Origin of the sequence: Marinobacterium maritimum (assembly GCF_039523155.1) — a bacterium.
Lineage (GTDB): Bacteria > Pseudomonadota > Gammaproteobacteria > Pseudomonadales > Balneatricaceae > Marinobacterium > Marinobacterium maritimum.
This window is the reverse complement of sequence record NZ_BAAAET010000006.1, coordinates 100,230-123,698: the sequence shown is the minus strand read 5'-3', so window position 1 is coordinate 123,698 and position 23,469 is coordinate 100,230. Positions and strand designations below refer to the sequence as shown.

Sequence of the window (23,469 nt, the reverse complement as noted above, 5' to 3'; positions counted from 1 at the left end):
GCAGCCTTGAGCGATCAATTAAGGAGAAGCAGATGACCTTTGCCGATTATCGCCAACAGCACCCTCAGCAGCTGCTGAGCGAGCAGCTGCGCAACTATGCCGAGGCCGATTGGAACCGGGCGGTGAACCATGCGTTCACCGAGGCGCTGGGCGATGACTGTCTGGCCGACGCGGTCTATGCCCGCTATCTGGTGCAGGACTATGCCTTCATCGACACCCTGGTCAATCTGGTCGCCCGCACCATCGCCAACGCCCCGGCGATGCCACCGAAAACCGTGCTGGCCGGCTTCCTCGCGGCACTGACCAGCGATGAGAACACCTACTTCCTGCGCTCTTTCGAAGCACTGGGGCTGAGTGAGACCGACTATCTGAACCCGGAACTGCACCCGGTCAGCCGGGCGATCATCGACACGATGAAGACGTCTGAAGTCTGCTATGAAGACGCCATCATCTGCCTCTGTGTCGCCGAGTGGTCCTACTTGAGCTGGTCGCAGCTGCAGGCGGGAAAACCGCGCGGCTGCCGCTTCTACCTGCAGGAGTGGATCGACATCCACGTACTGCCCGAGTTCGAGCAGTTCGTCACCTGGCTGCGCGCTCAGGTCGACAGCTTTGCCGACCGCGATGACGCCACCCTGGAACGGCTGGCCAAGCTGTTTCGGTGCATGTGCGTACTGGAACACCAGTTCTTCAGCGCCAGCCTCGACCCCGCATCCGTAACCGAACAGGAGGTTCCGCGTGTCTGAAAATAAGTCACTGTATGAACATCTGAAAGCCCAGTGCCTTGACGACTGGAAGGCCTATATCCAGCACGACTTCGTACGCCAGCTGGGACAAGGCACATTGAAGAAGGAATGTTTCCAGCATTACCTGAAACAGGACTATCTGTTCCTGATCCAGTTCAGCCGCGCCTGGGGCCTGGCCGTGTTCAAGAGCGAAGATCTGACCAGCATGCGTTACGCCCAGGCGGGCCTCAACGCCATGCTGGATACCGAGATCGGCCTGCATGTTGAGTATTGCAATGACTGGGGCATCAGCGAACAACAGCTGCAGGCACTGCCCGAAGCCTCCGCCACCGTAGCCTATACCCGCTATGTCATGGATGCCGGCTTCGCCGGCGACCTGCTCGACCTGCATGTGGCACTGGCGCCCTGCATCATCGGCTATGCCGAGATCGCACAATGGCTGGCCGAGCAACCCGACACCGTCCGTGACAGCAACCCGTACAACGCCTGGATCGAGATGTATCTGAGCGACGAATACCAGCAGGCCGCACGCACCGAACGCGAGCTGCTGGATACCCTGGGGCAGGACCTGCCCCCTGCCCGTCTGGCTGCGCTGGAAAAACGCTTCCGCACCGCCACCCGCATGGAAGTGAGCTTCTGGCAGATGGGCCTGGATCTGGCCGACTGAGCACTACAAACATAACACTCCGGAGAGCATGATGAGCACCCAACATCTGAGCAGCACCGCCACCGTTGATACGGATTCCGTGCAGCCCTTCCCCAAGTCCCGCAAGGTCTATGTCGAAGGCAGCCGCCCCGATATCCGCGTGCCGATGCGCGAGATCACCCTGGATGACACCCCGACCGATATGGGCGGCGAGAAGAACGACCCGCTGTACGTCTACGACACCTCCGGTCCCTACACCGATCCAAATGCGACCATCGACGTGCGCAAGGGACTGGAGCCGCTGCGTGAAAACTGGATTCTGGAGCGCGATGACACCGAACAACTGGACGGCCTGACCTCCGAATACGGCCGCGCCCGTGCCGCCGACCTGCGTCTGGACGAACTGCGCTTCGAGCTGACCCGCCAGCCGCGTCGCGCCAAGGCCGGCAAGAACGTAACCCAGCTGCACTACGCGCGTCAGGGGATCATCACCCCGGAGATGGAATACATCGCCATCCGCGAGAACATGAAGCTGGCCAAGGCCAAGGCGGAAGGCAACGTGGTTGCCGAGCAGCACCCGGGCCACAACTTCGGCGCCTACCTGCCGGAAGAGATCACACCGGAGTTCGTGCGCCAGGAAGTGGCCGAAGGCCGCGCCATCATCCCGTGCAACATCAACCACCCGGAACTGGAACCGATGATCATCGGTCGCAACTTCCTGGTGAAGATCAACGGCAACATCGGCAACTCAGCCGTTACTTCCTCCATCGAGGAAGAAGTGGAGAAGATGACCTGGGGCACCCGCTGGGGCGCGGACACCATCATGGACCTGTCTACCGGCAAGAACATCCACGAGACCCGTGAATGGATCCTGCGCAACTCGCCGGTCCCGATCGGCACCGTGCCGATCTACCAGGCGCTGGAGAAGGTTAACGGCATCGCCGAAGACCTGAACTGGGAAGTGTTCCGCGACACCCTGATCGAGCAGGCTGAACAGGGCGTGGACTACTTCACCATCCACGCAGGCGTGCTGCTGCGCTACGTGCCGCTCACCGCCAAGCGCATGACCGGCATCGTCTCCCGTGGCGGTTCCATCATGGCGAAATGGTGTCTGGCGCACCACGAGGAGAACTTCCTCTACACCCACTTCGAAGAGATCTGTGAGATCTGCAAGGCCTACGACGTGGCTTTCTCCCTCGGTGACGGCCTGCGTCCGGGCTCCGTTTACGACGCCAACGACGAAGCCCAGTTCGCTGAGCTGGAAACCCTCGGCGAGCTGACCAAGATCGCCTGGCAGCACGATGTGCAGGTGATGATCGAAGGCCCGGGCCATGTGCCGATGCACATGATCAAGGAGAACATGGACAAGCAACTGAAGGAGTGTCACGAAGCGCCCTTCTACACCCTGGGCCCATTGACCACCGACATCGCGCCGGGCTACGACCACATCACCTCCGGTATCGGCGCCGCGATGATCGGCTGGTACGGCTGTGCCATGCTCTGCTACGTAACACCGAAGGAGCACCTGGGTCTGCCCAACAAGGACGACGTCAAGACCGGCATCATCACCTACAAGATCGCCGCGCATGCCGCCGATCTGGCGAAAGGCCACCCGGGTGCACAGATCCGCGACAACGCCATGTCCAAGGCTCGCTTCGAGTTCCGCTGGGAAGACCAGTTCAACATCGGTCTGGATCCGGATACCGCCCGTGCCTACCACGACGAGACTCTGCCGAAGGAGTCCGCCAAGGTGGCGCACTTCTGCTCCATGTGCGGCCCCAAGTTCTGCTCGATGAAGATCTCTCAGGAAGTGCGCGATCTGGACGAAAGCCAGGTGGCGGCAATCAATGCCCAGGCGGAACAGGGCATGAAGGAGAAGTCAGAGGAGTTCAAGGACAGCGGAGCCGAGATCTATCACAAGGTGTAATGCAAACCTGTTCACAACACTACTGAACTGAAAAAGGGGCCTGAGAGCCCCTTTTCTTTGGTCGCCGGAGCAAGTCCTTCAATTGACCGGCTTGCGCGCCGCGATCTGTACCGCCCGCCCACTGCGGATCGGCTCATCAGCCAATATCTCGTAGCCGGTCATGGCCAGCAGTGCCAGCAGGTCATAGTCGTGATAACGGTTATGTTCGAAGTAATCCTCGAACAGCGCCGCCATCTCTCGGGCATCCAGCGCCTCATCCAGCCGGTCCTGGCCGAACTTGTGGGTCAGGAAGCTGCCCAGTGGCTGACGCACCATATCGATCAGGATCAGCACGCCACCCGGTTTGAGCCAGGCATGCAGCTTCTGCAGCAGCACCAGCGGTTGATGCAGTTCGTGGAACAGGCGGTTGGCCAGCGCCACGTCGATCGAGTTCGAGTCAAACAGCTCTGCCGGTGGGTCATTCAGGTCCGCCACACGAATGTTGAACTCGTAATCCTCGCGACTGGCTCGTTCCAGCATATAGGGCGCTGCCTCAACACCGATCAGCTCCAATTCCGGGCTGGTCAGCGACAGATCTCGCAGGAACAGGCCCGGGCCACAGCCCAGATCGACTACCCGACTGCCGGGTGCCAACTGCGCATTGGCATGCTCCGACCAGAAACGCCGAAAAACGTCATCATGGTTGCGCTCATGGCCTTCGAGGGCGCGTGTGGCGGCGCGCTCTCCATCACCGCCATGATGGCGGGTCAGATAATCGCGCAGTTCTTGCAGAGCATCGGGCATGATCAACTCCTCAGAAATAAAAAAGGCCGGAGAAGCTCCGGCCTTTGCAGTACTGATCCGATCAGCTCAGTGAGCGGCCGTTGATATAGGCCTGCTCGGACACGGCGGTCCATTTCTGAACCTGATCGCGGAACTTGATAAAGGAATCGTAGACCTTCTTGGTCATCTCGTCCTTCTGGGCTTCTTCGGCCACCACCTCATCGGAGATGGTACGCAGCTTGATCATGACATCGTCCGGGAAGTTGCGCAGCTCGACTCCGTGCTGGTTGACCAGCTGATCCAGCGCCTGGTTGTTCTTGGTCATGAACTCGGCCAGCATGTCCTGGTTGGCCACACGCAGAGCGTTGCGCACGATCACCTGCAGATCTTCCGGCAGCGCCATGAAGGCTTCCTTGTTGATGAAGCACTCCAGCGTGGTGCCCGGCTCATGCCATCCCGGGTAGTAGTAGTACTTGGCCGCCTTGTGCAGACCGAACGCCATGTCGTTGTAAGGACCGACCCACTCGGTCGCGTCGATGGCACCGGACTGCAGTGACGGGAAGATCTCGCCACCCGGCAACAGCACCGGGGTACCGCCGGCACGCTTGAGCACTTCACCACCCAGGCCCGGGATACGCATCTTCAGCCCCTTAAGGTCTTCAACGCTGTTGATCTCCTTGTTGAACCAACCGCCCATCTGCACACCGGTGTTGCCGGCTGCGCCCGGTACCAGGCCGAACTTGTCGTAGACCTCTTCCCACAGCTCCATGCCGCCGCCATGGTACAGCCAGGCGTTCATTTCCTGGGCAGTCAGACCAAAGGGAACCGCGGCAAAGAACTGCGCGGCCGTACTCTTGCCCTTCCAGTAGTAGGCAGCACCGTGGCCCATCTCGGCAGTACCACGGGAGACCGCATCAAAGATCTCCAGCGCCCCGACCAACTCGCCGGCACCGTAGACCTTGACCTGAATACGGCCATTGGACATTTTGTTAATCATCTCGGCCAGCTGGTTGGCACCCGTACCCAGACCGGGGAAGTTCTTCGGCCAGGTGGTGACCATCTTCCATTTGTATTCCGGCGCGGCCATCGCCTTGGATGACACCAGCGCACCGGCAGCAACTGTGGCAGCACCAGCGCCACGGAGAAATTGTCTGCGTTTCACGGCTTTATTCCTTGTTAGTTGTAAACCGGATGTAACACTGGGATGAAATTAGCACGCTCCCCCACCACCTGCAATGCGACATGGGTGGCGGCCAGCTTGGCGCAAGCGGTCATGGGCGGGTGTTGCAATCATTGTTATACTGCTGATAAAACAATGATTAACTGGAATCCTCGGAGATGAACTCCTTCAATCTGCTCAAGTCGATTGCCGATGCCCGCCCCAGACTGCGCAAGTCCGAGCAAAAGGTGGCCGATTACGTCCTCGCCAACCCGAACGAAGTGATCCACATGCGGATCGTCGACCTGGCATCCGAAGCCCAGGTCAGTGAACCCACCGTGGTGCGCTTCTGCCGCGCACTGGATTACGACGGCTTCCAGGACTTCAAGCTGACGCTGGCTCAGGGGCTGGCCAGCAATGCCAGTTACGAGCAGTTCTCGCTCGACTCCAAGGATACGGTGATCGAGTTCAAGCAGAAGATCTTCGACTCCATGATCGGCAACCTGATCAATATCCGTGACCAGCTTGAGCCCGGTACACTGGAGGAAGCGATCGATGCTCTGGCCAAGGCCAAACGGGTCGAATTCTACGGCTTCGGCGCCTCGGCTCCGGTCTGTGCCGATGCCCAGCACAAATTCTACCGCTTGATGGTATCTGCGGCGGCCTACTCCGACCCCCACATGCAGACCATCTCGGCGCTGACCCTTGGCGAAGGCGATGTAGTGGTAGCTATCTCCCAGACAGGGCGCACCAAGGACCTGTTGCATACGGTCAAACTGGTACAGGACAGGGGTGCGACCGTGATCACCCTGTGCCCGGGCAACACCCCACTGGCCGACCTGGCGACCATTCCGATCCACGTCGATGTGGAAGAGGATAAGGATCTGAGTACGCTGATGTCCTCCCGCGTGGTGCATCTGGTGATCATCGATATCCTGGCCGTGGGCGTGGCGATGAAGCTGGGTCCGGCACTGGTCGATCACCTGAAGACCATCAAGCGCAGCCTGCGCAACCTGCGTCAGAACGACAAGCGCATCCCGCCGATGCGTCGCCCTTCTCTGGACTCCGACGGCGAGTGATCACTCGCCGTCATCCCGCTGCAATACGCCTGCTCTAAGCTCCGACCTATCCCTGCGGGGAATTGATCTTTTGTCCTCAACGCGGTACAAAAAAATCTCCATGCGTGTTTGCTGTAGTCAGCCAGACACTCCTGATGTCTCCTGATTACAGTGACCCTGAGATCGGAGCAAGGCTATGCTGATACGGAAAGAGCAGGACCTGGACCCTATCCAGACCGAGGTTTTCGACATCATGGTTGGGTACGATGTCGAACAGAAGAATCGTCGCAAACAGCATGCAACACGCCGCCTGTTGGAAGCCAGGCGCGCCATCGAACGGCATCGGGAGGAGAAAGAGTTGATGTCCTGGATCGATGAAGAATCCTGGTTCGAAGACGAACACTGATACCGCAGGAGGAGCCAGCCCCAAGGGGCTGGCTTTTTACTACCTGGTGTAGCTCTTCAGTCGCGCGGGTAAAGAATATTCAGCGGCACGGCACCGCCGCCATCGACCACCACGGCAGCATGCTCGCGGCGCAGCTGACGAGGCTCGGTGACGCCACAGGAATGGGCGATCAGCTCTACCTCATGCACCAGGTTATGGTGGAAATTGGCCACCCGTACCGCTTTCACCTCGGGCACCAGCCCCTGCTGAAGCTTGGGATCATGGGTGGTGATCCCGGTCGGGCAGGTGTTCTTGTTGCACTGCAGTGCCTGAATACAGCCCAGCGCGAACATGAACCCGCGCGCCGTCACCACAAAGTCCGCTCCCAGACAGATCGCCGCAGCCACGTCGGTGGGATTGATCAGCTTACCGGACGCGATCACTCGAATTCGGTTACGCAGATTATGCTGCGTCAGCTTGTTAACCAGTAGCGGCAGGCTCTCGCGCAACGGCAGGCCCACGCTGTCCATCAACGGCATGGGCGCCGCACCGGTGCCACCATCGGCACTGTCCAGAGTGATAAAGTCCGGCGCCGACTCGCTGCCCCGCTTGGTCACCGCCTCGCAGAAGCTGTCCAGCCAGTCGGTGGAACCCAGCACCAGCTTGAAGCCCACTGGCTTGCCGGTCACTTCACGCACATGCTCGATGAAGTCGAGCAGGTTATCGATACTGGAGATCTCCGGGTGACGATTGGGGCTGATCGACGCCTGTCCTACGGGAATACCGCGCGCTTCGGAGATCTCGGCGGTCACCTTGTCTGCCGGCAGGATCCCGCCCTTGCCGGGTTTGGCGCCCTGACTCAGCTTGATCTCGAACATGCGCACCTGCTCAATCGACGCAATCTCGGCCAGGCGCTCATCATCGAGCCGGCCATGCTCATCCCGTACCCCGTATTTGGCGGTACCGATCTGGAATACGATGTCACAGCCGCCTTTCAAGTGATGTTTGGACAACGCGCCCTCACCGGTATTCATCCAGCAACCGGCCTTGGCCGCGCCCATCGACAACGCCTGCACCGCCGGTGCCGACAGAGCACCAAAACTCATGCCGGAAATATTGAGGAAAGACGGCGCATCATAGGGTGTGCGGCAATAGGGGCCGATCCGCATCGGCTGGGTACCCGCCGCATCCTCGCTCAACGTCGGGAAGGGACAGTTGAGGAAATAGTAGGTACCGGGCTTGCGCAGGTCTCGCGTAGAGCCAAACGCAACGGTGTTGTCGATGTTCTTGGCAGCCCGGTAAACCCAGGAGCGCTGGGCACGGTTGAACGGCATTTCTTCGCGGTCCATGGCGAAGAAGTACTGGCGGAAGAACTCGCCCAACTCCTCGAAGATGTAGCGGAAGCGTCCCAGCAGCGGGTAGTTGCGGCGGATGGTATGGACGGTCTGACGCTTGTCGATCTGGTACATGACCACAGCCGTGATCAGGGCGCCGACTATGACCAGCAGCACGATCACACCGATCAGCGCGATAAAGCCGATCGCCAGCATGAAGAGGGTATCGTTCATTTCGTTCCTTGTCCCACTCAGTTCAACTTGGTTCTATCCTAACCCGTGGCCCATGTAACGGCCATGACCTGACTCTTTTACGCAAAACTTCCCCAGCGAGGGAGTCCAGCGTTAAGCTGAGCAGGACAGATGGAAGGAGCCATTGGAAATATGAACGTGACAAAGGTTGTGGTGCTGCACGGGCTCTACATGTCGGGACTGGTCATGTATCCCCTGTGCCGACGCCTGAACAAGAAAGGCTATGCCACACTGAACCTGACCTACAATACCCTTTCGCCGGATATGGATGCGATATGCGACCGCATCGATGCTTTCATCGATGGCGAACCCACCGCCTTTGTATGCCATTCAATGGGGGGACTGATCGCCCGTCGCTATCTTGAACGCAGCAGTTCACAAAGCCAATGGGTCGACCCTGTCATCACCCTGGGCACACCACACAAGGGCAGCTTCCTGGCGAAGGAAATTAACGGTTCGAAGCTCAAGGGGATATTGAAGGACAGCATTGAGTACCTGTTAGCGGATAACCGACACTGGCCTTTCCCTGCCCGCCTCTACAGCATTGCGGGTGACCTGCCGCTGGGGCTGATGCCACTGCTGAGCCCCAAGTCCGAGTCGGACGGTACGGTACTGATTGATGAAACGCGCGTCACCGGCATGTGCGAGCACAAGGTATTTCCGCTCAGCCATACCAGCCTGATCTATTCAAGGCGGGTCATCGACTATATTTTGTCCATACTGGAAAGGCAGGCACCAGACAGCGCTGGGCCTGCATAACCACAAATCAGTTGCCGCGGTAGGTGGAGAAACCGTACGGACTCAGCAGCAGCGGGATGTGGTAGTGCTCAACCGCACCATCAACATTGAAGATCACCGGAATTTCCGGGAAGAAGGTTTCGCTGTCATGCTTTTCGAACCAAGTGCCGGTTTCGAAAGTAACGCGGTAGGTACCGGTTTCCAGTGACAGACCTTCCGGAAACAGTGCCGTGATCCGGCCGTTTTCATTGGTCACACCGCTGTTCAGCGGCTTCCAGCCTTTCGCGCTCTTCTGCTCCAGGGTGACCGTGACGTCTGGAGACGGCAGGCCATTTTCCAGGTTCAGCACGTGTACACTCAGCGGGTTGCCAGCAGCCAGGGCCAGAGACGATACGCCGGACAGAACGACACCAGCACACAGGGATTTCAGCTTGTTCATGTGATTACTCCAGTTTTATACAATTATGAATATGCAAAGGGGATGGCATTAAAGCGTTTTAGGCAGCACCTGCTCGATGGCAGTCAAGGCACAGCCTTCATCAGTCTTGGCACCACCGGCTCCGGCGACACCAATGGCACCAATGACCTGACCTTCGACCTTCAGGGGCACACCACCGCCAAGCAACAGCAGCTCATTCAGGGTGTTCAGGTTTTCGGCATCCGGGGTACTGCGGGCCAGATCGGACAGCGCCCGGCTGGTATTCTTGGTCGACAGGGATGTGAAGGCCTTGCGCTGGGCGGCCAGAGTGTTGTGCGGACCCACGTTGTCATCACGCTGCAACGCCACCAGATTGCCGCCGCGGTCGACAACTGCAACCACGGCAGTACGGCCCTGATCGTGACAGGCCGCCAGCGTGGCATCGATCAACTGATTGGCCAGCGGTAAGGTAACGTCCGCACGCTGGGCAACGCCGTCGGCAGCAAAGGCGCTGCTGCACAGCGTAAGGCCGAGGGCCGTGGTACGGATGGTCTTGGCAAGCATACTCAATCTCCGTTATGGGTTCCGTTTGCGAACGCGGCCTACTATGCCGTAGCGCCCCCGTCAGGCGGATTGCCGGACAATTACGAATTTGTAATGGCGGCTAAGCGCCGTTCCGCTTACCCTGCCCGCAGGAGGACAGACAATGCGCATACTGGTGGTAGAAGATGAGCCCAAGACCGCGGACTATCTGAACAAGGGGTTGAGCGAATCCGGCTACACGGTGGCCGTGGCGCTGAACGGCTTTGACGGTCAGCACCTGATTCAGGAGGAAGAATTCGATCTGATCATCCTCGATGTCATGGTGCCCGGGCTGGATGGCTGGCAGCTGCTGCAGATCATCCGCCGCACCTCTCAGCTACCTGTGCTGTTTCTGACCGCCCGAGATGCCGTTGACGATCGGGTCAAGGGGCTGGAGCTGGGTGCCGATGACTACCTGGTCAAGCCCTTCTCCTTTGCCGAGCTGCTAGCCCGGGTCCGTACCCTGCTACGCCGAGCACCGGCACGGGAATCCTCGGTCTTCGAGGTCGCCGACCTGCAGCTGGACCTGCTACGCCGCCGCGTCAGCCGCAACGGTGAACGCATCAGCCTGACCAACAAGGAGTTTTCCCTGCTGCACCTGCTGATGAGCCGCGAAGGCGAAGTGCTGTCCCGCACCTATATCGCCTCCCAGGTGTGGCAGATGAATTTCGACAGCGACACCAATGTGGTGGATGTGGCCATTCGCCGCCTGCGCGCCAAGGTCGATGACCCCTACCCGACCAAACTGGTCCAGACTGTCCGCGGCATGGGCTATGTACTGGAGGCGCCTGCATGAGCATCTGGCCCCGGGCGCTCAGCCTGCGACTGGCTCTGCTGTTTGCCTTGGTCAGCATCCTGGTGCTGGGCAGTATTGGCTTGTACCTTTATCAATCGCTGTACAGGGAGATTGCCTGGCGGGATGACCAGGCGCTGCTGGGGCGGCTGGATCGCATGCATGCCCTGCTGGATGACAGCGCCAGTATTGCCGCACTGCGCGAGCGCCCGCAGTTGTACGGCAATATGCTGGGCAACCGCCAGAGTCTGCTGTGGATTCTGGATATCCAGGGCAAGGCACTGATCGAAATCAACCCCGCGAACCTGGCCATTCCTCGGCTGCCGCCTGCCGAGGCCATCCGCTTTACCCAGCTCTCCGGCAAGACGCCAGCACGGCTGGCCTGGGTCCAGGTACGCCAGGGTGAACGATCGGTCACCCTGGTTGCCGGCAAGCTTCTGGCCGAGCGCAACCAGATGCTGGCCGCTTACCGTCTCAAGCTGGGCATGGCCCTGGCCGTGGGAGCCCTGCTGGCCTTTGCGCTGGGCGGGCTGGTCAGCCAGCGAGGGCTGCGTCCGGTCCGCCACCTGGCGGATAGAGCCGCGCGCATCGATGCGCAGCATCTCCATCTCCGGCTGGAAGATCATCACCCGGTCAGTGAGCTACAGGCCCTCAGTCAGGCCCTGAACCAGATGCTGGCCCGCCTGGAAGACGGCTTTGCCCAGCTGTCTCGCTTCTCAGAAGACCTGGCTCACGAGATGCGTACCCCGCTGAGTAACCTGATGGGGCAGACTCAGCAGACCCTGAGCCACCCTCGCACTCGGGACGAGTATGAAAGCCTGCTGGTCTCTAATCTGGAAGAGTATGAGCGTCTGTCCCGCATGATCGATAGCATGCTGTTTCTGGCTCGTACCGAACAGCCCAGAGCCTCGATTCATGCCGAAGCCCTGGCGCTGGGCGAACTGGTGGAGCAGCTGAGCGAGTACTTTGAGGGTATGGCCGAGGACCGAGGCCTGCAGCTGATCAACCAGGCCAGACATGAAGTCTGTGCCGACCGTGACCTGCTGCGTCGGGCGCTGGCCAACCTGATCGCCAACGCCCTGCGTTATGCCGAGGCAGACAGTTCCATTCTGATCAGCAGCCATGAACGTAACGGCGGCATCGAAATTCGTGTCCACAATCGGGGGCCGGCCATCGCCGCCGAACACCTGCCTCGCCTGTTTGAGCGCTTCTACCGCTGCGATCCTGCCCGTGCCGAATCCGACGATTGCGGTGGCCTGGGGCTGGCGATAGTCCGCTCGATAATGCTGCTGCACGGCGGCCATGCTGAGGTCAGCAGTGATGACAGCGGCACCTGTTTCATGATCTGGCTGCCTTACCGTCAGACTTCGGTCTCATCTATACTGAAGTGAAATTAGGGTGGAAAAGGAGTCACGATGGCCGACCCACATACGCACCGGCCATTACGCTGGCTGTGGCTGTTACTGACCTGGCTGTGCATTGCGCTGGCTTTGGCCGGCGCCCTGTTACCGGGGCTGCCAACGACCATTTTCATATTACTTGCGGCCGGGTGTGCCTCACGCTGCTCGCCACGGCTGCGCCTCTGGCTTCAGCAGCACCCCCTGTTCGGTGAACGCCTGCGCAACTGGGAACAGGGGGGCTATATCGACCGGCGCACCAAGTGGGTGGCCAGTGCCGGTATGCTCACGGCCTTGGCAATTGTGCTGATCACCATTAGTCACCCAGTCCTGCTGGCGGCTATCCTGCTGTTTATCGCGACAGGGGCCTTAGTCGTCTGGTCGCGACCTGAGCCCATCTCGGATCAGACGGCCTGGCCCGACTCCAGAGATTCGGCCTGATACAAACAACAACGCCCTGCATCATGCAGGGCGTTGTCATTTGGGGCTCACAACTCGAAAGTCGCTTTATTCCACCGTAACACTCTTGGCCAGGTTGCGCGGCTGATCCACATCCGTGCCCTTGAGCACGGCCACGTGGTAGGACAGCAGCTGCAGCGGCAGGGTAAAGGCGATCGGATCCAGCACCGGGGGCATGGCCGGCAGGTAGATCACATGGATACCTTCCTGCGGCTGGATGCTTTCCTCACAGCCGGCAAAGACAAAGAGCTCGCCACCACGTGCCCGCACTTCCTGCAGGTTGGCCTTTAGCTTATCCAGCATGCCGTTACGCGGCGCTACGGCAATGACCGGCATATCCTTGTCCACCAGCGCCAGAGGACCATGCTTGAGCTCACCCGCCGGGTAGGCCTCGGCATGGATATAGGAAATTTCCTTAAGCTTGAGTGCTCCCTCCATCGCCACCGGGTAAAGGCTGTTGCGGCCGAGGAAAAGCGCATGGTGCTTCTCGGCGAAGTGGGCCGACATCTCCTCGATGGGGCCATCCAGTTCCAGCAGCTGTTCCAGCAGGGCCGGCAGCTGCTGCAGGGCCGCGATCAGTTCGAACTCTTTCTCGGTGTCGAGACCATGACGGCGCCCCAACGCGATGGTGGTCAGCATCAGCGCCACCAGCTGGGAAGTGAACGCCTTGGTCGAGGCCACACCGATCTCGGGGCCTGCGTTGGTCATCAGGCTCAGATCGGACTCACGCACCAGCGAGCTGCCCGGCACGTTGCAGATCGCCAGCGTTGCCAGCACCCTGTCCTTCACCTCACGCAGCGCCGCCAGGGTATCGGCGGTCTCGCCGGACTGGGACAGGGTCAGCAGCAGGGTACCTTCAGGCAAGACCACCGGACGGTAACGGAACTCACTGGCCACCTCCACCATGCAGGGGATACCAACCAGCTCTTCAATCCAGTACTTGGCGACCATACCGGCGTGATAGCTGGTACCACAGGCCACGATCTGCACCTGTTTCACCTGATCGAAGATGGCACCGGCCTCACTGCCGTACGCCTGCTCCAGCAAGTGACCGGAGGCGATACGCCCTTCCAGAACAGCCTGCATGACGCGGGGCTGCTCGTAGATCTCCTTGAGCATGAAATGACGGAACTCGCCCTTCTCAGCACTGCCCTGACCATGTTCGAAAGTGCTCACTGCACGCTCGACCGCATCTCCCTCAGCATCGAATACCTGAATCCGTTCAGCTTCCAGAACCGCAATATCGCCGTCCTCAAGGAACATGAAGCGATCGGTCACCGGCAGCAGCGCCAGCTGGTCGGAAGCGATGAAGTTCTCGCCGATGCCGACACCGATCACCAGTGGGCTGCCCTTGCGCGCTGTGAGCAGCTGCTCCGGCTGATCGGTATGAATCACCCCCAGGGCGAAAGCGCCCTCCAGGTAGCTCAGCGTCTGACGCAGGGCTGCCTGCAGGTCGAGGCCCATCTTCAGTTCGCGATCCAGCAGGTGCGCCACCACCTCGGTATCGGTCTCCGACGTAAACACGTAGCCTGCCTGTTGCAGCTCACGCTTGAGCGGCTCGAAGTTCTCGATGATACCGTTATGCACCACGGCCAGGCGTTCGCCGGACATGTGCGGGTGGGCATTCTGCTCCGACGGCTTGCCGTGGGTCGCCCAGCGGGTATGGGCGATGCCAAGATGCCCCTGCAGTGGCTGTTGCTCACAGGCATCGGCCAGCGCCTGCACCTTGCCGATGCGACGCAGGCGGTTGATTTCGCCCTGGTCAAGTACAGCCATGCCGGCCGAGTCGTAGCCTCGGTACTCCAGACGACGCAGGCCTTCCAGCAGGATCCCCGCCACAGGGCGCGCCGCGATGGCGCCAACGATTCCACACATGCTCAGGATCCCTTTTTCTGCGGGCGCGCCCAGTTATCGAGGTTAATCTGCTTGCCACGCGCTACGGCCAGCTGATTATCGGAAACGGCCTTGGTCACCGTAGAGCCGGCTCCTACCGTCGCGCCGGCACCAATCTCCACCGGCGCCACCAGCGAGCTGTTGGAGCCGATAAAGGCGCCGTCACCGATTCGGGTCAGCGACTTGTTGACGCCATCATAGTTGCAGGTAATGGTGCCTGCACCCACATTTACGTCCACACCGATCTCGGCATCACCGATATAGGTCAGATGGTTTACCTTGGAGCCGGCACCGATACGCGCCTTCTTGGTTTCAACAAAGTTGCCGACCTTGCTGCCAGCCGCCAGCTCAGTGCCGGGACGCAGACGAGCAAAAGGACCAACCTGGGCATGCTCCGCTACCACAGCACCGTCGATCATGGAGTTGGCTTCGATCCGCGTGCCGGCTCCGATGCGGGCATTACGGATAATGCAGTTGGCGCCGACCTCGACACCTTCACCCAGCACCACTTCACCCTCGAAAATGGTGTTGATATCGATCAGCACATCTTGACCCGTCTTCAGATTACCGCGAATGTCGATACGGGCGGGATCAGCCAGGGTCACGCCATCGGCCATCAACGCCTCGGCCAGCTGACGCTGATACCAGCGCTCCAGCTGGGCCAGCTGCTGGCGGTTATTGACGCCCTGCACTTCCTGCTCGGCCTCGGGCTGAATCGCGCGCACGCGCATGCCCTCTTCCGCTGCCATGGCGATGACATCGGTCAGGTAATACTCGCCCTGGGCGTTGTCGGCAGACAGCTTGGGCAACCACTCATGCAAGGCCGAGGACGGCAACGCCAGAATGCCCGTGTTAACCTCGCGAACAAGTTTTTCCTGTTCGGTGGCGTCCTTATGCTCGACGATGGCTACCACGTCACCAACCGCGTTGCGAATAATCCGGCCATAACCGGTCGGATCTTCCAGGGTCACGGTCAGCAGACCGAGGTCACCATGCGCCGCGATCCTGATCAACTGCTCGAGCGTTTCCGGTCGCGTCAGCGGTACATCACCATAGAGCACCAGTACCACCGAATCCTGGCCAATATTCGGCATCGCCTGAGCCACGGCATGGCCGGTTCCCAGCTGCTCACGCTGCCAGACAAAACTCAGCGCCTGGCCTGACATTGCCTGCTCGACCTGCTCGCCCTCATGGCCAATCACCACATGCAGGGCCTCGGGCGCCAGACGCTGAGCACTGTCGACCACATGCTGCAGCATCGGTTTGCCGGCCAGGCCATGCATCACTTTCGGCAACGCTGACTTCATGCGACTGCCCTGCCCGGCAGCCAGAATCACTACATCCGTTTTCATATTGTCTCGGTACCCTGAGGTCGCAACTGCCTGTCACGACATTGAGATATAAAGTGCACGAAACTTTAGCGTATACTCGTTCTCGATCAATACTATTTGTCACAAAAAAATTGACAAAATGACACCAGAAATTTTCGAGCTGCTTGGCCTGACCGAGCGCGATATCAATATCTACAAGGCCTTACTGGCACTGGGCCCCAGTTCTATTCGAACCGTAGCTGAACGTGCCGGTGTCAATCGTGGCAGCACATATGAATGCCTGAAGAGCCTGCAGCAACGTGGCATCGTCACCTACCTGCCCAAAGGCAAGCGGCGCTATTTTTCGGCACGGGAGCCGGGAGTGCTGCTGCAGCTGGCCGATGAGCGCCGCGAACAGATGGAACAGGCGATCGATCGGCTGAAGAACGCCGTCATCCCGGAATTGCACCACCTGAAACCGGACTTCAGTACCGCCAACGTGGAGTTCTATGAAGGGGATGCCGGCATTGAGCAGGTACTGCGCGATATCCTCAACCGGGTGGGCGCACAGCCGGAGCCGGTCTATTCGGTATTTTCATCCAAGCCGATACGACCCTTGCTCTACCGCCCCTTTCCCAACTTCACGGCACAGCGGGTCGCCCGGGGCATCCGTGTGCGTGCGATTGCGATCGGTGAAGGCGGTGAAAGTGCCGAGTTGTCCGAGCGCAAGTGGATCAGAACCGACGGCCCCGTGGATGCGGCCTATATCGCCATCTACCCGCCACGCTGCGCGATCATCTCGCTGGCCTCGGACAACTACCCCACCGCCGTGGTGATCGATTCCCGTGAGGTTGCCGGTGCCCAACAGATCATCTTCAATACCTTGTGGCAGCTGCTGTAATCACTCCTGCTCAGTCCCCTGGGCGAATCCGGCATATTTCAGACACAAAAAAAGCAGCCCGAGGGCTGCTTTTTTGAGCGTTGTCGAAAAACCGATTACTTACCGGCCTTGCGACGAATCTGCTGCAGAGTGCGAAGCTGGGCCGCTGCCTCAGCCAGCTGAGCCGCAGCACGGGAGTATTCGAACTCGCCGGTCTTGTCAGCCATGGCATGCTCGGCATGCTTCTGGGCTTCAAGCGCCGCGGCTTCACTCAGATCACCCGCACGCAGTGCAGTATCAGCAAGCACTGTCACCTTATGCGGCTGGACTTCGATGAAGCCACCGGAGACGTAGAATACATCTTCCTCACCGCCCTGCTTGCGCAGCTCGACAGGGCCTGGTTTCAGTTCCGTCAGAAGCGGAGCGTGACCCGGGTAAACACCCAGGTCACCCAGGCTACCTGTCACGGAGACGAACTCGATGAGGCCAGAGAAGATCTCTTCTTCGGCACTTACGATGTCACAATGAACAGTCATAGCCATCTTGATTACCTCTTAAAAGGTTCCGCGCGGAACTTACAGGCCCTTCGCTTTCTCGACTGCTTCGTCGATAGAGCCGACCATGTAGAACGCCTGCTCAGGCAGAGCGTCGTATTCACCTGCCAGGATGCCCTGGAAGCCACGGATAGTGTCTTTCAGAGACACGTATTTACCCGGTGCACCGGTGAAGACTTCAGCTACGAAGAACGGCTGAGACAGGAAGCGCTGGATCTTACGCGCACGGGATACGGTCTGCTTGTCTTCTTCAGACAGTTCGTCCATACCCAGGATCGCGATGATGTCCTTCAGTTCCTTGTAGCGCTGCAGAGTCTGCTGTACGCCACGAGCCACTTCGTAGTGCTCCTGACCAATGACCAGCGGATCCAGCTGACGAGAGGTGGAATCCAGCGGGTCGATCGCCGGGTAGATACCCAGCTCCGCGATCTGACGAGACAGTACTACAGTCGCGTCAAGGTGGGAGAAGGTGGTCGCCGGAGACGGGTCAGTCAAGTCATCCGCCGGTACGTATACCGCCTGGATAGACGTGATGGAACCAGTCTTGGTGGAGGTGATACGCTCCTGCAGAACGCCCATCTCTTCCGCCAGAGTCGGCTGGTAACCCACTGCAGACGGCATACGACCCAGCAGTGCAGATACTTCAGTACCCGCCAGGGTGTAACGGTAGATGTTGTCGACGAACAGCAGTACGTCACGGCCTTCATCACGGAATTTTTCCGCCATGGTCAGGCCGGTCAGGGCTACACGCAGACGGTTACCCGGCGGCTCGTTCATCTGACCGTAAACCATCGCTACCTTGGACTGGTCGAACTGGTCAACGTTTACAACACCCGCTTCCTGCATTTCGTGGTAGAAGTCGTTACCTTCACGGGTACGCTCACCTACACCAGCGAATACAGACAGACCGGAGTGCTGAGTCGCGATGTTGTTGATCAGCTCCATCATGTTTACGGTTTTACCTACACCGGCACCACCGAACAGACCGATCTTACCACCCTTGGCGAACGGGCATACCAGGTCGATAACCTTGATGCCGGTTTCCAGCAGTTCATTGGTCGCTGCCTGATCCGCGTAAGACGGTGCCTTACGGTGGATCGGGTAACGCTCTTCTTCACCGATCGGACCACATTCGTCGATCGGTTTACCCAGAACGTCCATGATACGACCCAGGGTCGCAGTACCAACCGGTACAGAAATCGGAGCGCCTGTGTTGGTCGTTTCCAGACCACGGTTCAGACCTTCGGTCTGGCCCATGGCGATTGCACGTACGACACCGTCGCCCAGCTGCTGCTGAACTTCGAGTGTCAGGCCGGTTTTTTCGACGGTCAGTGCGTCGTAAACCTTCGGTACGCTGTCACGCGGGAATTCCACGTCTACAACCGCACCGATAATCTGAACAATACGTCCGCTACTCATGTTCGGATCCTCTTAACTTTTAAACCTGTTCACTGCATCAAACAGCAGCAGCACCACCGACGATCTCGGAGATTTCCTGAGTAATCGCCGCCTGACGAGCCTTGTTGTATACCAATTGCAGCTCATCAATCAGGTTGCCGGCGTTGTCGGTTGCGTTCTTCATCGCCAGCATACGTGCTGCCTGTTCACAGGCATTGTTCTCAACCACGGCCTGATAGACCAGGGACTCGATGTAACGCGTCAGCAGGCCGTTCAACAGCTCTTTCGCGTCCGGTTCGTACAGATAGTCCCAGTGATGGTTGAGAGTCTCATCATCGTCTTCCGCCTTCAGCGGCAGCAGCTGTTCTACAACAGGCTTCTGAGTCATGGTGTTCACGAAGTCGTTAGACACGATGAACAGCTGATCCAGCTTGCCTTCGTCGTAGTTATCCAGCATCACCTTGACCGAACCGATCAGCTGTTCCAGTTCCGGCGCATCGCCGAGACCGCCTTTCGCTGCTACGACGTTACCGCCGAAGTTACGGAAGAAGGTGATTGCCTTGGAGCCCAGTGCGCAGACATCGACGTCGATGTTCTGGTCGTGGAACTCCTTCATTTTGCTTACAGCTGCCTTGAACGCGTTCACGTTCAGACCGCCACAGAGGCCACGGTCGGATGCCACTACAATGAAACCGACACGTTTGACCTCACGCTCCCGCATGTAGAGGTGCTTGTATTCAGGGTTGGCTTTCGCCAGATGCTGAATGACACCACGGATGCTCTGGGCGTACGGACGGGAAGACTGCATGCGGTCCTGAGCCTTGCGCATCTTCGACGCAGCAACCATTTCCATGGCGCTGGTGATTTTGCGCGTGCTGCTGATACTCGCAATCTGCGTCTTAATCTCTTTTCCGACTGCCATAGTTCCGCCTATTAAACTTGACTCAGTATTGGACCGGCCGGTGTTGCTGGCCGGTCACCTGCTCTGACGAGCGATTACCAAGTTTGGGTAGACTTGAACTTCTCGATGCCAGCCTTGAACTGAGCTGCGATTTCGTCGTTGAAATCGCCCTTCTCGTTCACTTTCGCCATCAGATCAGCGTGTTCGCTGTTGAAGTAGGCGACCAGGGCTGCTTCGAAAGCACCGATCTTGTCCAGCTCGACACCCTTCAGGAAGCCTTCGTTGGCAGCGTACAGGCTCAGACCCATCTCGGCGACGGACATCGGAGAGTACTGTTTCTGCTTCATCAGCTCGGTTACGGCCTGGCCGTGTTCCAGCTGATTACGAGTAGCATCGTCCAGGTCGGAAGCGAACTGTGCGAACGCTGCCAGCTCACGGTACTGAGCCAGAGCCAGACGCACACCACCACCCAGCTTCTTGATGATCTTGGTCTGGGCAGAACCACCCACTCGGGATACGGACAGACCTGCGTTGATCGCAGGACGTACGCCAGAGTTGAACAGGCTGGTTTCCAGGAAGATCTGGCCATCGGTGATGGAGATCACGTTGGTCGGTACGAACGCGGATACGTCGCCACCCTGGGTTTCGATGATCGGCAGTGCGGTCAGAGAACCGGTCTGGCCTTTCACTTCACCGTTGGTGAACTTCTCAACGTAGTCGGCGTTGACACGGGACGCACGCTCCAGCAGACGGGAGTGCAAGTAGAATACGTCACCCGGGTAAGCTTCACGGCCCGGCGGACGACGCAGCAGCAGAGAGATCTGACGGTAAGCCCAAGCCTGCTTGGTCAGGTCGTCAAATACGATCAGCGCGTCTTCACCGCGGTCACGGAAGTATTCACCCATGGCACAGCCGGCGTACGGCGCCAGGTACTGCATGGCAGCCGGATCAGCAGCGCCTGCAGCTACGACGATGGTGTGATCCATCGCGCCGTGCTCTTCCAGCTTGCGTACCACGTTAGCGATAGTGGACTGCTTCTGTCCGATCGCAACGTAGATACACTTGATGCCGGTACCTTTCTGGTTGATGATCGCGTCAATGGCGATCGCAGTCTTACCGATCTGACGGTCACCGATGATCAGCTCACGCTGACCACGACCTACCGGTACCATCGCGTCGATCGCTTTCAGACCGGTCTGAACCGGCTGATCAACGGACTGACGTGCGATAACGCCCGGCGCAACCTTTTCAACTGCGTCGGTGATTTTCGCGTCGATCGGACCCTTGCCGTCGATCGGGTTACCCAGCGCGTCTACAACGCGACCGAGCAGTTCCGGACCAACCGGTACTTCCAGGATTCGACCAGTACAACGGGCAGTCATGCCCTCTACCAGACCCTGGTAGTCGCCCAGTACTACGGCACCTACAGAGTCACGCTCCAGGTTCAGCGCCATACCGTAGACGCCACCCGGGAATTCGATCATCTCGCCGTACATAACGTCGGCAAGACCGTGGATCAGGATAATACCATCGGATACGCTGACGATGGTGCCCTCGTTACGGGCTTCAGAAGACACGTCGAGCTTTTCGATGCGCTTCTTGAGAATCTCGCTGATCTCAGAAGGATTCAGTTGCTGCATTGTTATTCCTCACACTCAGGAATTCATCGCTTCGGCCAGTTTCGCCAGTCGTGCACGAACGGAACCATCGATCACAAGGTCATCAGAGCGAACGACCACACCACCGATGATGGACTTGTCCACCTGGGAGGTCAGTTTCACTTCACGACCCAGCTTGCTGCTGAGGGCTTTCGCCAGTTTTTCCTGCTGTGCATCATCCAGCGCAAACGCAGTAGTCAGGTCGACATCGACCTTCATTTCCAGGTTTGCTTTCAGGATGTTGAACTGCACAGCAATTTCCGGCAGCAGGGCCAGACGGCGGTTTTCGGCCAGCAGGAAGACAAAGTTCTTGCCTGCCTCATCGATCTGCTGTTCGCAGACAGAAATGACCAGTTCCGCTTTCTGTTCCACTGTCAGTGCCGGATTGCTCAGCACACGGGCCAGCTCGCTGTCCTGAACCGCCTGAGCGGCCAGGGACAGCAGGTTGGACCACTGATCGAGGTTGCCCTTGTCGCGCGCATATTCGAATGCGGCTTTGGTGTAGGGCCGAGCGACTGTATTGAGTTCAGCCATCGTAAACCTCGCTTAAAGCTCAGCTGCCAGTTTCTCAACCAGCTGTGCGTGGGCTTTTTCGTCAACAGAGGCTTCCAGAATCTTCTCGGCACCGGCAATTGCCAGTGCGCCAACCTGTGCACGCAGAGCTTCACGTGCCTGGTTGATTTCCTGATCGAGTTCAGCTTCAGCGGATGCTTTCACGCGATTAGCTTCTTCGCGTGCCTGCTCCTTGGCTTCCTCGATGATCTGGTTAGCCCGCTTGTTGGCCTGTTCAATGATGGCGGCTGCCTCTTCCTTGCTGGCACGCATATCGTTAGCGGCTTTTTCCTGAGCCAGCTTCAGATCACGTTCAGCACGGTCGGCCGCATCAAGCCCTTCGGCAATCTTCTTCTTACGCTCAGCCAGCGCACCGGTGATCGGCGGCCAGACGTATTTCATGCAAAATACGACGAAGAGGAAGAATGCAATGGCCTGACCAATGATGGTGAGATTGATATTCACGCCATTACCTCTCGCGGTTGTCGGTTTAAGTAGTTACGTAAAACGCTATTCGAACTACTTGTTAGCCAGCAACAGCGAACAGGACGTACAGACCCAGACCCACGCCGATCATCGGGATCGCGTCAACCAGGCCCATTACGATGAAGAACTGAGTACGCAGCAGCGGAACCAGTTCCGGCTGACGAGCAGCACCTTCCAGGAACTTGCCACCCAGGATACCGATGCCGATAGCAGCACCGATTGCACCCAGACCCAGCATCAGCGCAGCAGCGATATACAGCATTGCTTCCATTTTTTCTCTCCAACTATTTTCAAGGTTAAGTTTAAGTTTTCAGAGTTTTACAAAAGTAAATCGTTAGCTATCCGATCGCACTCAGTGATCATCGTGAGCCATGGCCAGGTAGACAATCGTCAGGACCATGAAGATGAACGCCTGCAGCGTGATGACCAGAATGTGGAAGATCGCCCAGGGCACGGACAGTACCCACTGAGCCCAGAACGGCAGCAGCGCGATCAGGATAAAGATCATTTCACCGGCATACATGTTACCGAAGAGTCGCAGTGCCAGAGATACCGGCTTGGCCAGCAGACCGACGATTTCCAGGAACAGGTTGAACGGTGCGAAAATTTTCGGCAGCGGCTGGAAGGACAGCTCTTTCAGGAAGCCGCCAACACCTTTCTGCTTGATGCTGTAGTACACGATCAGGGCAAAGACGCTGAATGCCATGCCACCGGTCACGTTAACATCGGTAGTCGGTACGATCTTGAAGAAGTGAATACCCATCTGGCCGGCAACGTACGGAATCCAGTCGATCGGCACCAGGTCCATCAGGTTCATCAGGAAGATCCAGACGAAGATGGTCAGCGCCAGTGGCGCGATCACCGGATTCTTGTGATGGAAGATACCCTTCACGTTGTCGTCGATGAACTCGATGATGGTTTCAATGAAGTTCTGTGCGTTACCCGGAACGCCAGAGGTCACCGCCTTGGCCACCTTGCGGAAGAACCACACAAACAGGAGGCCCAGACCAACAGACCAGAGCATGCTATCCACGTTGATCGCCCAGAAACCCATCTCCGCAGCTTCCTGCGCACTGTGTGCGAAACCCCAACCGGATTCGGGATGGTTACCGAAGGTCAGGTTGGTCAGGTGGTGGGATATGTATTCTGAGGATGTAACTGTTCCACTTGCCATTCTCAGCTTC

Annotated in this window: 25 protein-coding genes; 10 read left to right on the top strand and 15 right to left on the bottom strand. The window is 58.6% G+C overall.

What is annotated here, in order from left to right:
* Window positions 1-32: 32 nt before the first annotated feature.
* From ABD013_RS17060 to thiC, 3 genes are read left to right on the top strand one after another with little or no spacing between them, the layout of a single operon-like run.
* On the top strand, window positions 33-743 hold the full coding sequence (locus ABD013_RS17060; RefSeq protein ID WP_343808785.1) for a TenA family protein: 711 nt from the start codon (window positions 33-35) through the stop codon (window positions 741-743).
* On the top strand, window positions 736-1,410 hold the full coding sequence (tenA, locus tag ABD013_RS17055) for a thiaminase II (protein ID WP_343808783.1): 675 nt from the start codon (window positions 736-738) through the stop codon (window positions 1,408-1,410). The genes ABD013_RS17060 and tenA overlap by 8 nt, the downstream gene beginning before the upstream one ends.
* A 28-nt stretch (window positions 1,411-1,438) precedes the next feature.
* The gene (gene thiC, locus ABD013_RS17050; RefSeq protein WP_343808781.1) at window positions 1,439-3,316 is read left to right on the top strand and encodes a phosphomethylpyrimidine synthase ThiC; all 1,878 of its coding nucleotides are present in this window, start codon (window positions 1,439-1,441) and stop codon (window positions 3,314-3,316) included.
* A gap of 78 nt (window positions 3,317-3,394) precedes the next feature.
* Here thiC and ABD013_RS17045 read toward each other — a convergent pair whose 3' ends face one another.
* Both ABD013_RS17045 and ABD013_RS17040 read right to left on the bottom strand, forming a co-directional pair.
* Entirely contained in the window at window positions 3,395-4,099 is a 705-nt protein-coding gene (locus tag ABD013_RS17045) for a class I SAM-dependent methyltransferase (RefSeq protein WP_343808779.1), read from the bottom strand.
* A gap of 61 nt (window positions 4,100-4,160) precedes the next feature.
* Window positions 4,161-5,240: a TRAP transporter substrate-binding protein gene (locus ABD013_RS17040; protein ID WP_343808777.1), complete on the bottom strand. Its 1,080-nt coding sequence runs from the start codon at window positions 5,238-5,240 to the stop codon at window positions 4,161-4,163.
* A 176-nt stretch (window positions 5,241-5,416) separates the two neighbouring features.
* On the opposite strand from ABD013_RS17040, the gene ABD013_RS17035 reads away from it, so the two are divergent.
* Both ABD013_RS17035 and ABD013_RS17030 read left to right on the top strand, forming a co-directional pair.
* A complete protein-coding gene (locus tag ABD013_RS17035; RefSeq protein WP_343808775.1) occupies window positions 5,417-6,316 on the top strand; it encodes an SIS domain-containing protein in 900 nt (299 codons plus the stop codon).
* Window positions 6,317-6,491: 175 nt separating this feature from the next.
* Complete coding sequence (locus ABD013_RS17030; RefSeq protein WP_343808773.1) at window positions 6,492-6,701, top strand: PA3496 family putative envelope integrity protein; 210 nt, start codon at window positions 6,492-6,494, stop codon at window positions 6,699-6,701.
* Between the two features lie 56 nt (window positions 6,702-6,757).
* Here the strand turns inward: ABD013_RS17030 and ABD013_RS17025 are convergent, their stop codons facing one another.
* The gene (locus ABD013_RS17025; protein WP_343808771.1) at window positions 6,758-8,248 is read right to left on the bottom strand and encodes an FMN-binding glutamate synthase family protein; all 1,491 of its coding nucleotides are present in this window, start codon (window positions 8,246-8,248) and stop codon (window positions 6,758-6,760) included.
* 150 nt (window positions 8,249-8,398) lie between these two features.
* Between ABD013_RS17025 and ABD013_RS17020 the strand changes: the two genes are divergently transcribed.
* Window positions 8,399-9,025 (top strand): PGAP1-like alpha/beta domain-containing protein, encoded by a 627-nt coding sequence (locus ABD013_RS17020; protein ID WP_343808769.1) that lies wholly within the window; start codon window positions 8,399-8,401, stop codon window positions 9,023-9,025.
* Between the two features lie 7 nt (window positions 9,026-9,032).
* Here the strand turns inward: ABD013_RS17020 and uraH are convergent, their stop codons facing one another.
* Together uraH and ABD013_RS17010 are read right to left on the bottom strand one after the other, a co-directional pair.
* Window positions 9,033-9,443: a hydroxyisourate hydrolase gene (gene uraH / locus ABD013_RS17015; RefSeq protein WP_343808767.1), complete on the bottom strand. Its 411-nt coding sequence runs from the start codon at window positions 9,441-9,443 to the stop codon at window positions 9,033-9,035.
* Window positions 9,444-9,491: 48 nt separating this feature from the next.
* Window positions 9,492-9,986 (bottom strand): GlcG/HbpS family heme-binding protein, encoded by a 495-nt coding sequence (locus ABD013_RS17010; protein WP_343808765.1) that lies wholly within the window; start codon window positions 9,984-9,986, stop codon window positions 9,492-9,494.
* Window positions 9,987-10,128: 142 nt separating this feature from the next.
* Between ABD013_RS17010 and ABD013_RS17005 the strand changes: the two genes are divergently transcribed.
* Genes ABD013_RS17005 through ABD013_RS16995 form a run of 3 tightly spaced genes read left to right on the top strand, consistent with a single transcriptional unit; the run spans window position 10,129 to window position 12,635 of the window.
* Window positions 10,129-10,800 carry a heavy metal response regulator transcription factor gene (locus tag ABD013_RS17005; protein WP_343808763.1) on the top strand — a complete coding sequence of 224 codons (672 nt, stop codon included), beginning with the start codon at window positions 10,129-10,131 and terminating at the stop codon, window positions 10,798-10,800.
* On the top strand, window positions 10,797-12,188 hold the full coding sequence (locus ABD013_RS17000) for a heavy metal sensor histidine kinase (RefSeq protein ID WP_343808761.1): 1,392 nt from the start codon (window positions 10,797-10,799) through the stop codon (window positions 12,186-12,188). The genes ABD013_RS17005 and ABD013_RS17000 overlap by 4 nt, the downstream gene beginning before the upstream one ends.
* A 24-nt stretch (window positions 12,189-12,212) precedes the next feature.
* The gene (locus ABD013_RS16995) at window positions 12,213-12,635 is read left to right on the top strand and encodes a YbaN family protein (protein WP_343808759.1); all 423 of its coding nucleotides are present in this window, start codon (window positions 12,213-12,215) and stop codon (window positions 12,633-12,635) included.
* 66 nt (window positions 12,636-12,701) lie between these two features.
* Here ABD013_RS16995 and glmS read toward each other — a convergent pair whose 3' ends face one another.
* Together glmS and glmU are read right to left on the bottom strand one after the other, a co-directional pair.
* Window positions 12,702-14,528, bottom strand: coding sequence for a glutamine--fructose-6-phosphate transaminase (isomerizing) (glmS, locus tag ABD013_RS16990; protein ID WP_343808757.1), 1,827 nt, complete (start codon window positions 14,526-14,528; stop codon window positions 12,702-12,704).
* Between the two features lie 2 nt (window positions 14,529-14,530).
* Window positions 14,531-15,898: a bifunctional UDP-N-acetylglucosamine diphosphorylase/glucosamine-1-phosphate N-acetyltransferase GlmU gene (glmU, locus tag ABD013_RS16985; RefSeq protein WP_343808755.1), complete on the bottom strand. Its 1,368-nt coding sequence runs from the start codon at window positions 15,896-15,898 to the stop codon at window positions 14,531-14,533.
* 118 nt (window positions 15,899-16,016) lie between these two features.
* Here glmU and ABD013_RS16980 point away from each other — a divergent pair, with 118 nt between their 5' ends.
* Complete coding sequence (locus ABD013_RS16980; RefSeq protein ID WP_343808753.1) at window positions 16,017-16,757, top strand: TrmB family transcriptional regulator; 741 nt, start codon at window positions 16,017-16,019, stop codon at window positions 16,755-16,757.
* A 95-nt stretch (window positions 16,758-16,852) separates the two neighbouring features.
* On the opposite strand, the gene ABD013_RS16975 is transcribed toward ABD013_RS16980, so the two are convergent.
* From ABD013_RS16975 to atpB, 8 genes are all read right to left on the bottom strand, one after another.
* The gene (locus tag ABD013_RS16975) at window positions 16,853-17,278 is read right to left on the bottom strand and encodes a F0F1 ATP synthase subunit epsilon (RefSeq protein WP_343808751.1); all 426 of its coding nucleotides are present in this window, start codon (window positions 17,276-17,278) and stop codon (window positions 16,853-16,855) included.
* 33 nt (window positions 17,279-17,311) lie between these two features.
* The gene (gene atpD / locus ABD013_RS16970; protein ID WP_343808749.1) at window positions 17,312-18,709 is read right to left on the bottom strand and encodes a F0F1 ATP synthase subunit beta; all 1,398 of its coding nucleotides are present in this window, start codon (window positions 18,707-18,709) and stop codon (window positions 17,312-17,314) included.
* A gap of 37 nt (window positions 18,710-18,746) precedes the next feature.
* Window positions 18,747-19,610, bottom strand: coding sequence for a F0F1 ATP synthase subunit gamma (atpG, locus tag ABD013_RS16965; RefSeq protein WP_343808747.1), 864 nt, complete (start codon window positions 19,608-19,610; stop codon window positions 18,747-18,749).
* Between the two features lie 74 nt (window positions 19,611-19,684).
* A complete protein-coding gene (gene atpA, locus ABD013_RS16960) occupies window positions 19,685-21,229 on the bottom strand; it encodes a F0F1 ATP synthase subunit alpha (protein ID WP_343808745.1) in 1,545 nt (514 codons plus the stop codon).
* Between the two features lie 15 nt (window positions 21,230-21,244).
* A complete protein-coding gene (locus ABD013_RS16955) occupies window positions 21,245-21,781 on the bottom strand; it encodes a F0F1 ATP synthase subunit delta (protein WP_343808743.1) in 537 nt (178 codons plus the stop codon).
* 12 nt (window positions 21,782-21,793) lie between these two features.
* The gene (locus tag ABD013_RS16950; protein WP_343808741.1) at window positions 21,794-22,264 is read right to left on the bottom strand and encodes a F0F1 ATP synthase subunit B; all 471 of its coding nucleotides are present in this window, start codon (window positions 22,262-22,264) and stop codon (window positions 21,794-21,796) included.
* A 61-nt stretch (window positions 22,265-22,325) separates the two neighbouring features.
* Window positions 22,326-22,556: a F0F1 ATP synthase subunit C gene (atpE, locus tag ABD013_RS16945; protein WP_106591824.1), complete on the bottom strand. Its 231-nt coding sequence runs from the start codon at window positions 22,554-22,556 to the stop codon at window positions 22,326-22,328.
* A gap of 81 nt (window positions 22,557-22,637) precedes the next feature.
* Complete coding sequence (atpB, locus tag ABD013_RS16940) at window positions 22,638-23,459, bottom strand: F0F1 ATP synthase subunit A (protein ID WP_343808739.1); 822 nt, start codon at window positions 23,457-23,459, stop codon at window positions 22,638-22,640.
* Window positions 23,460-23,469: the final 10 nt, after the last annotated feature.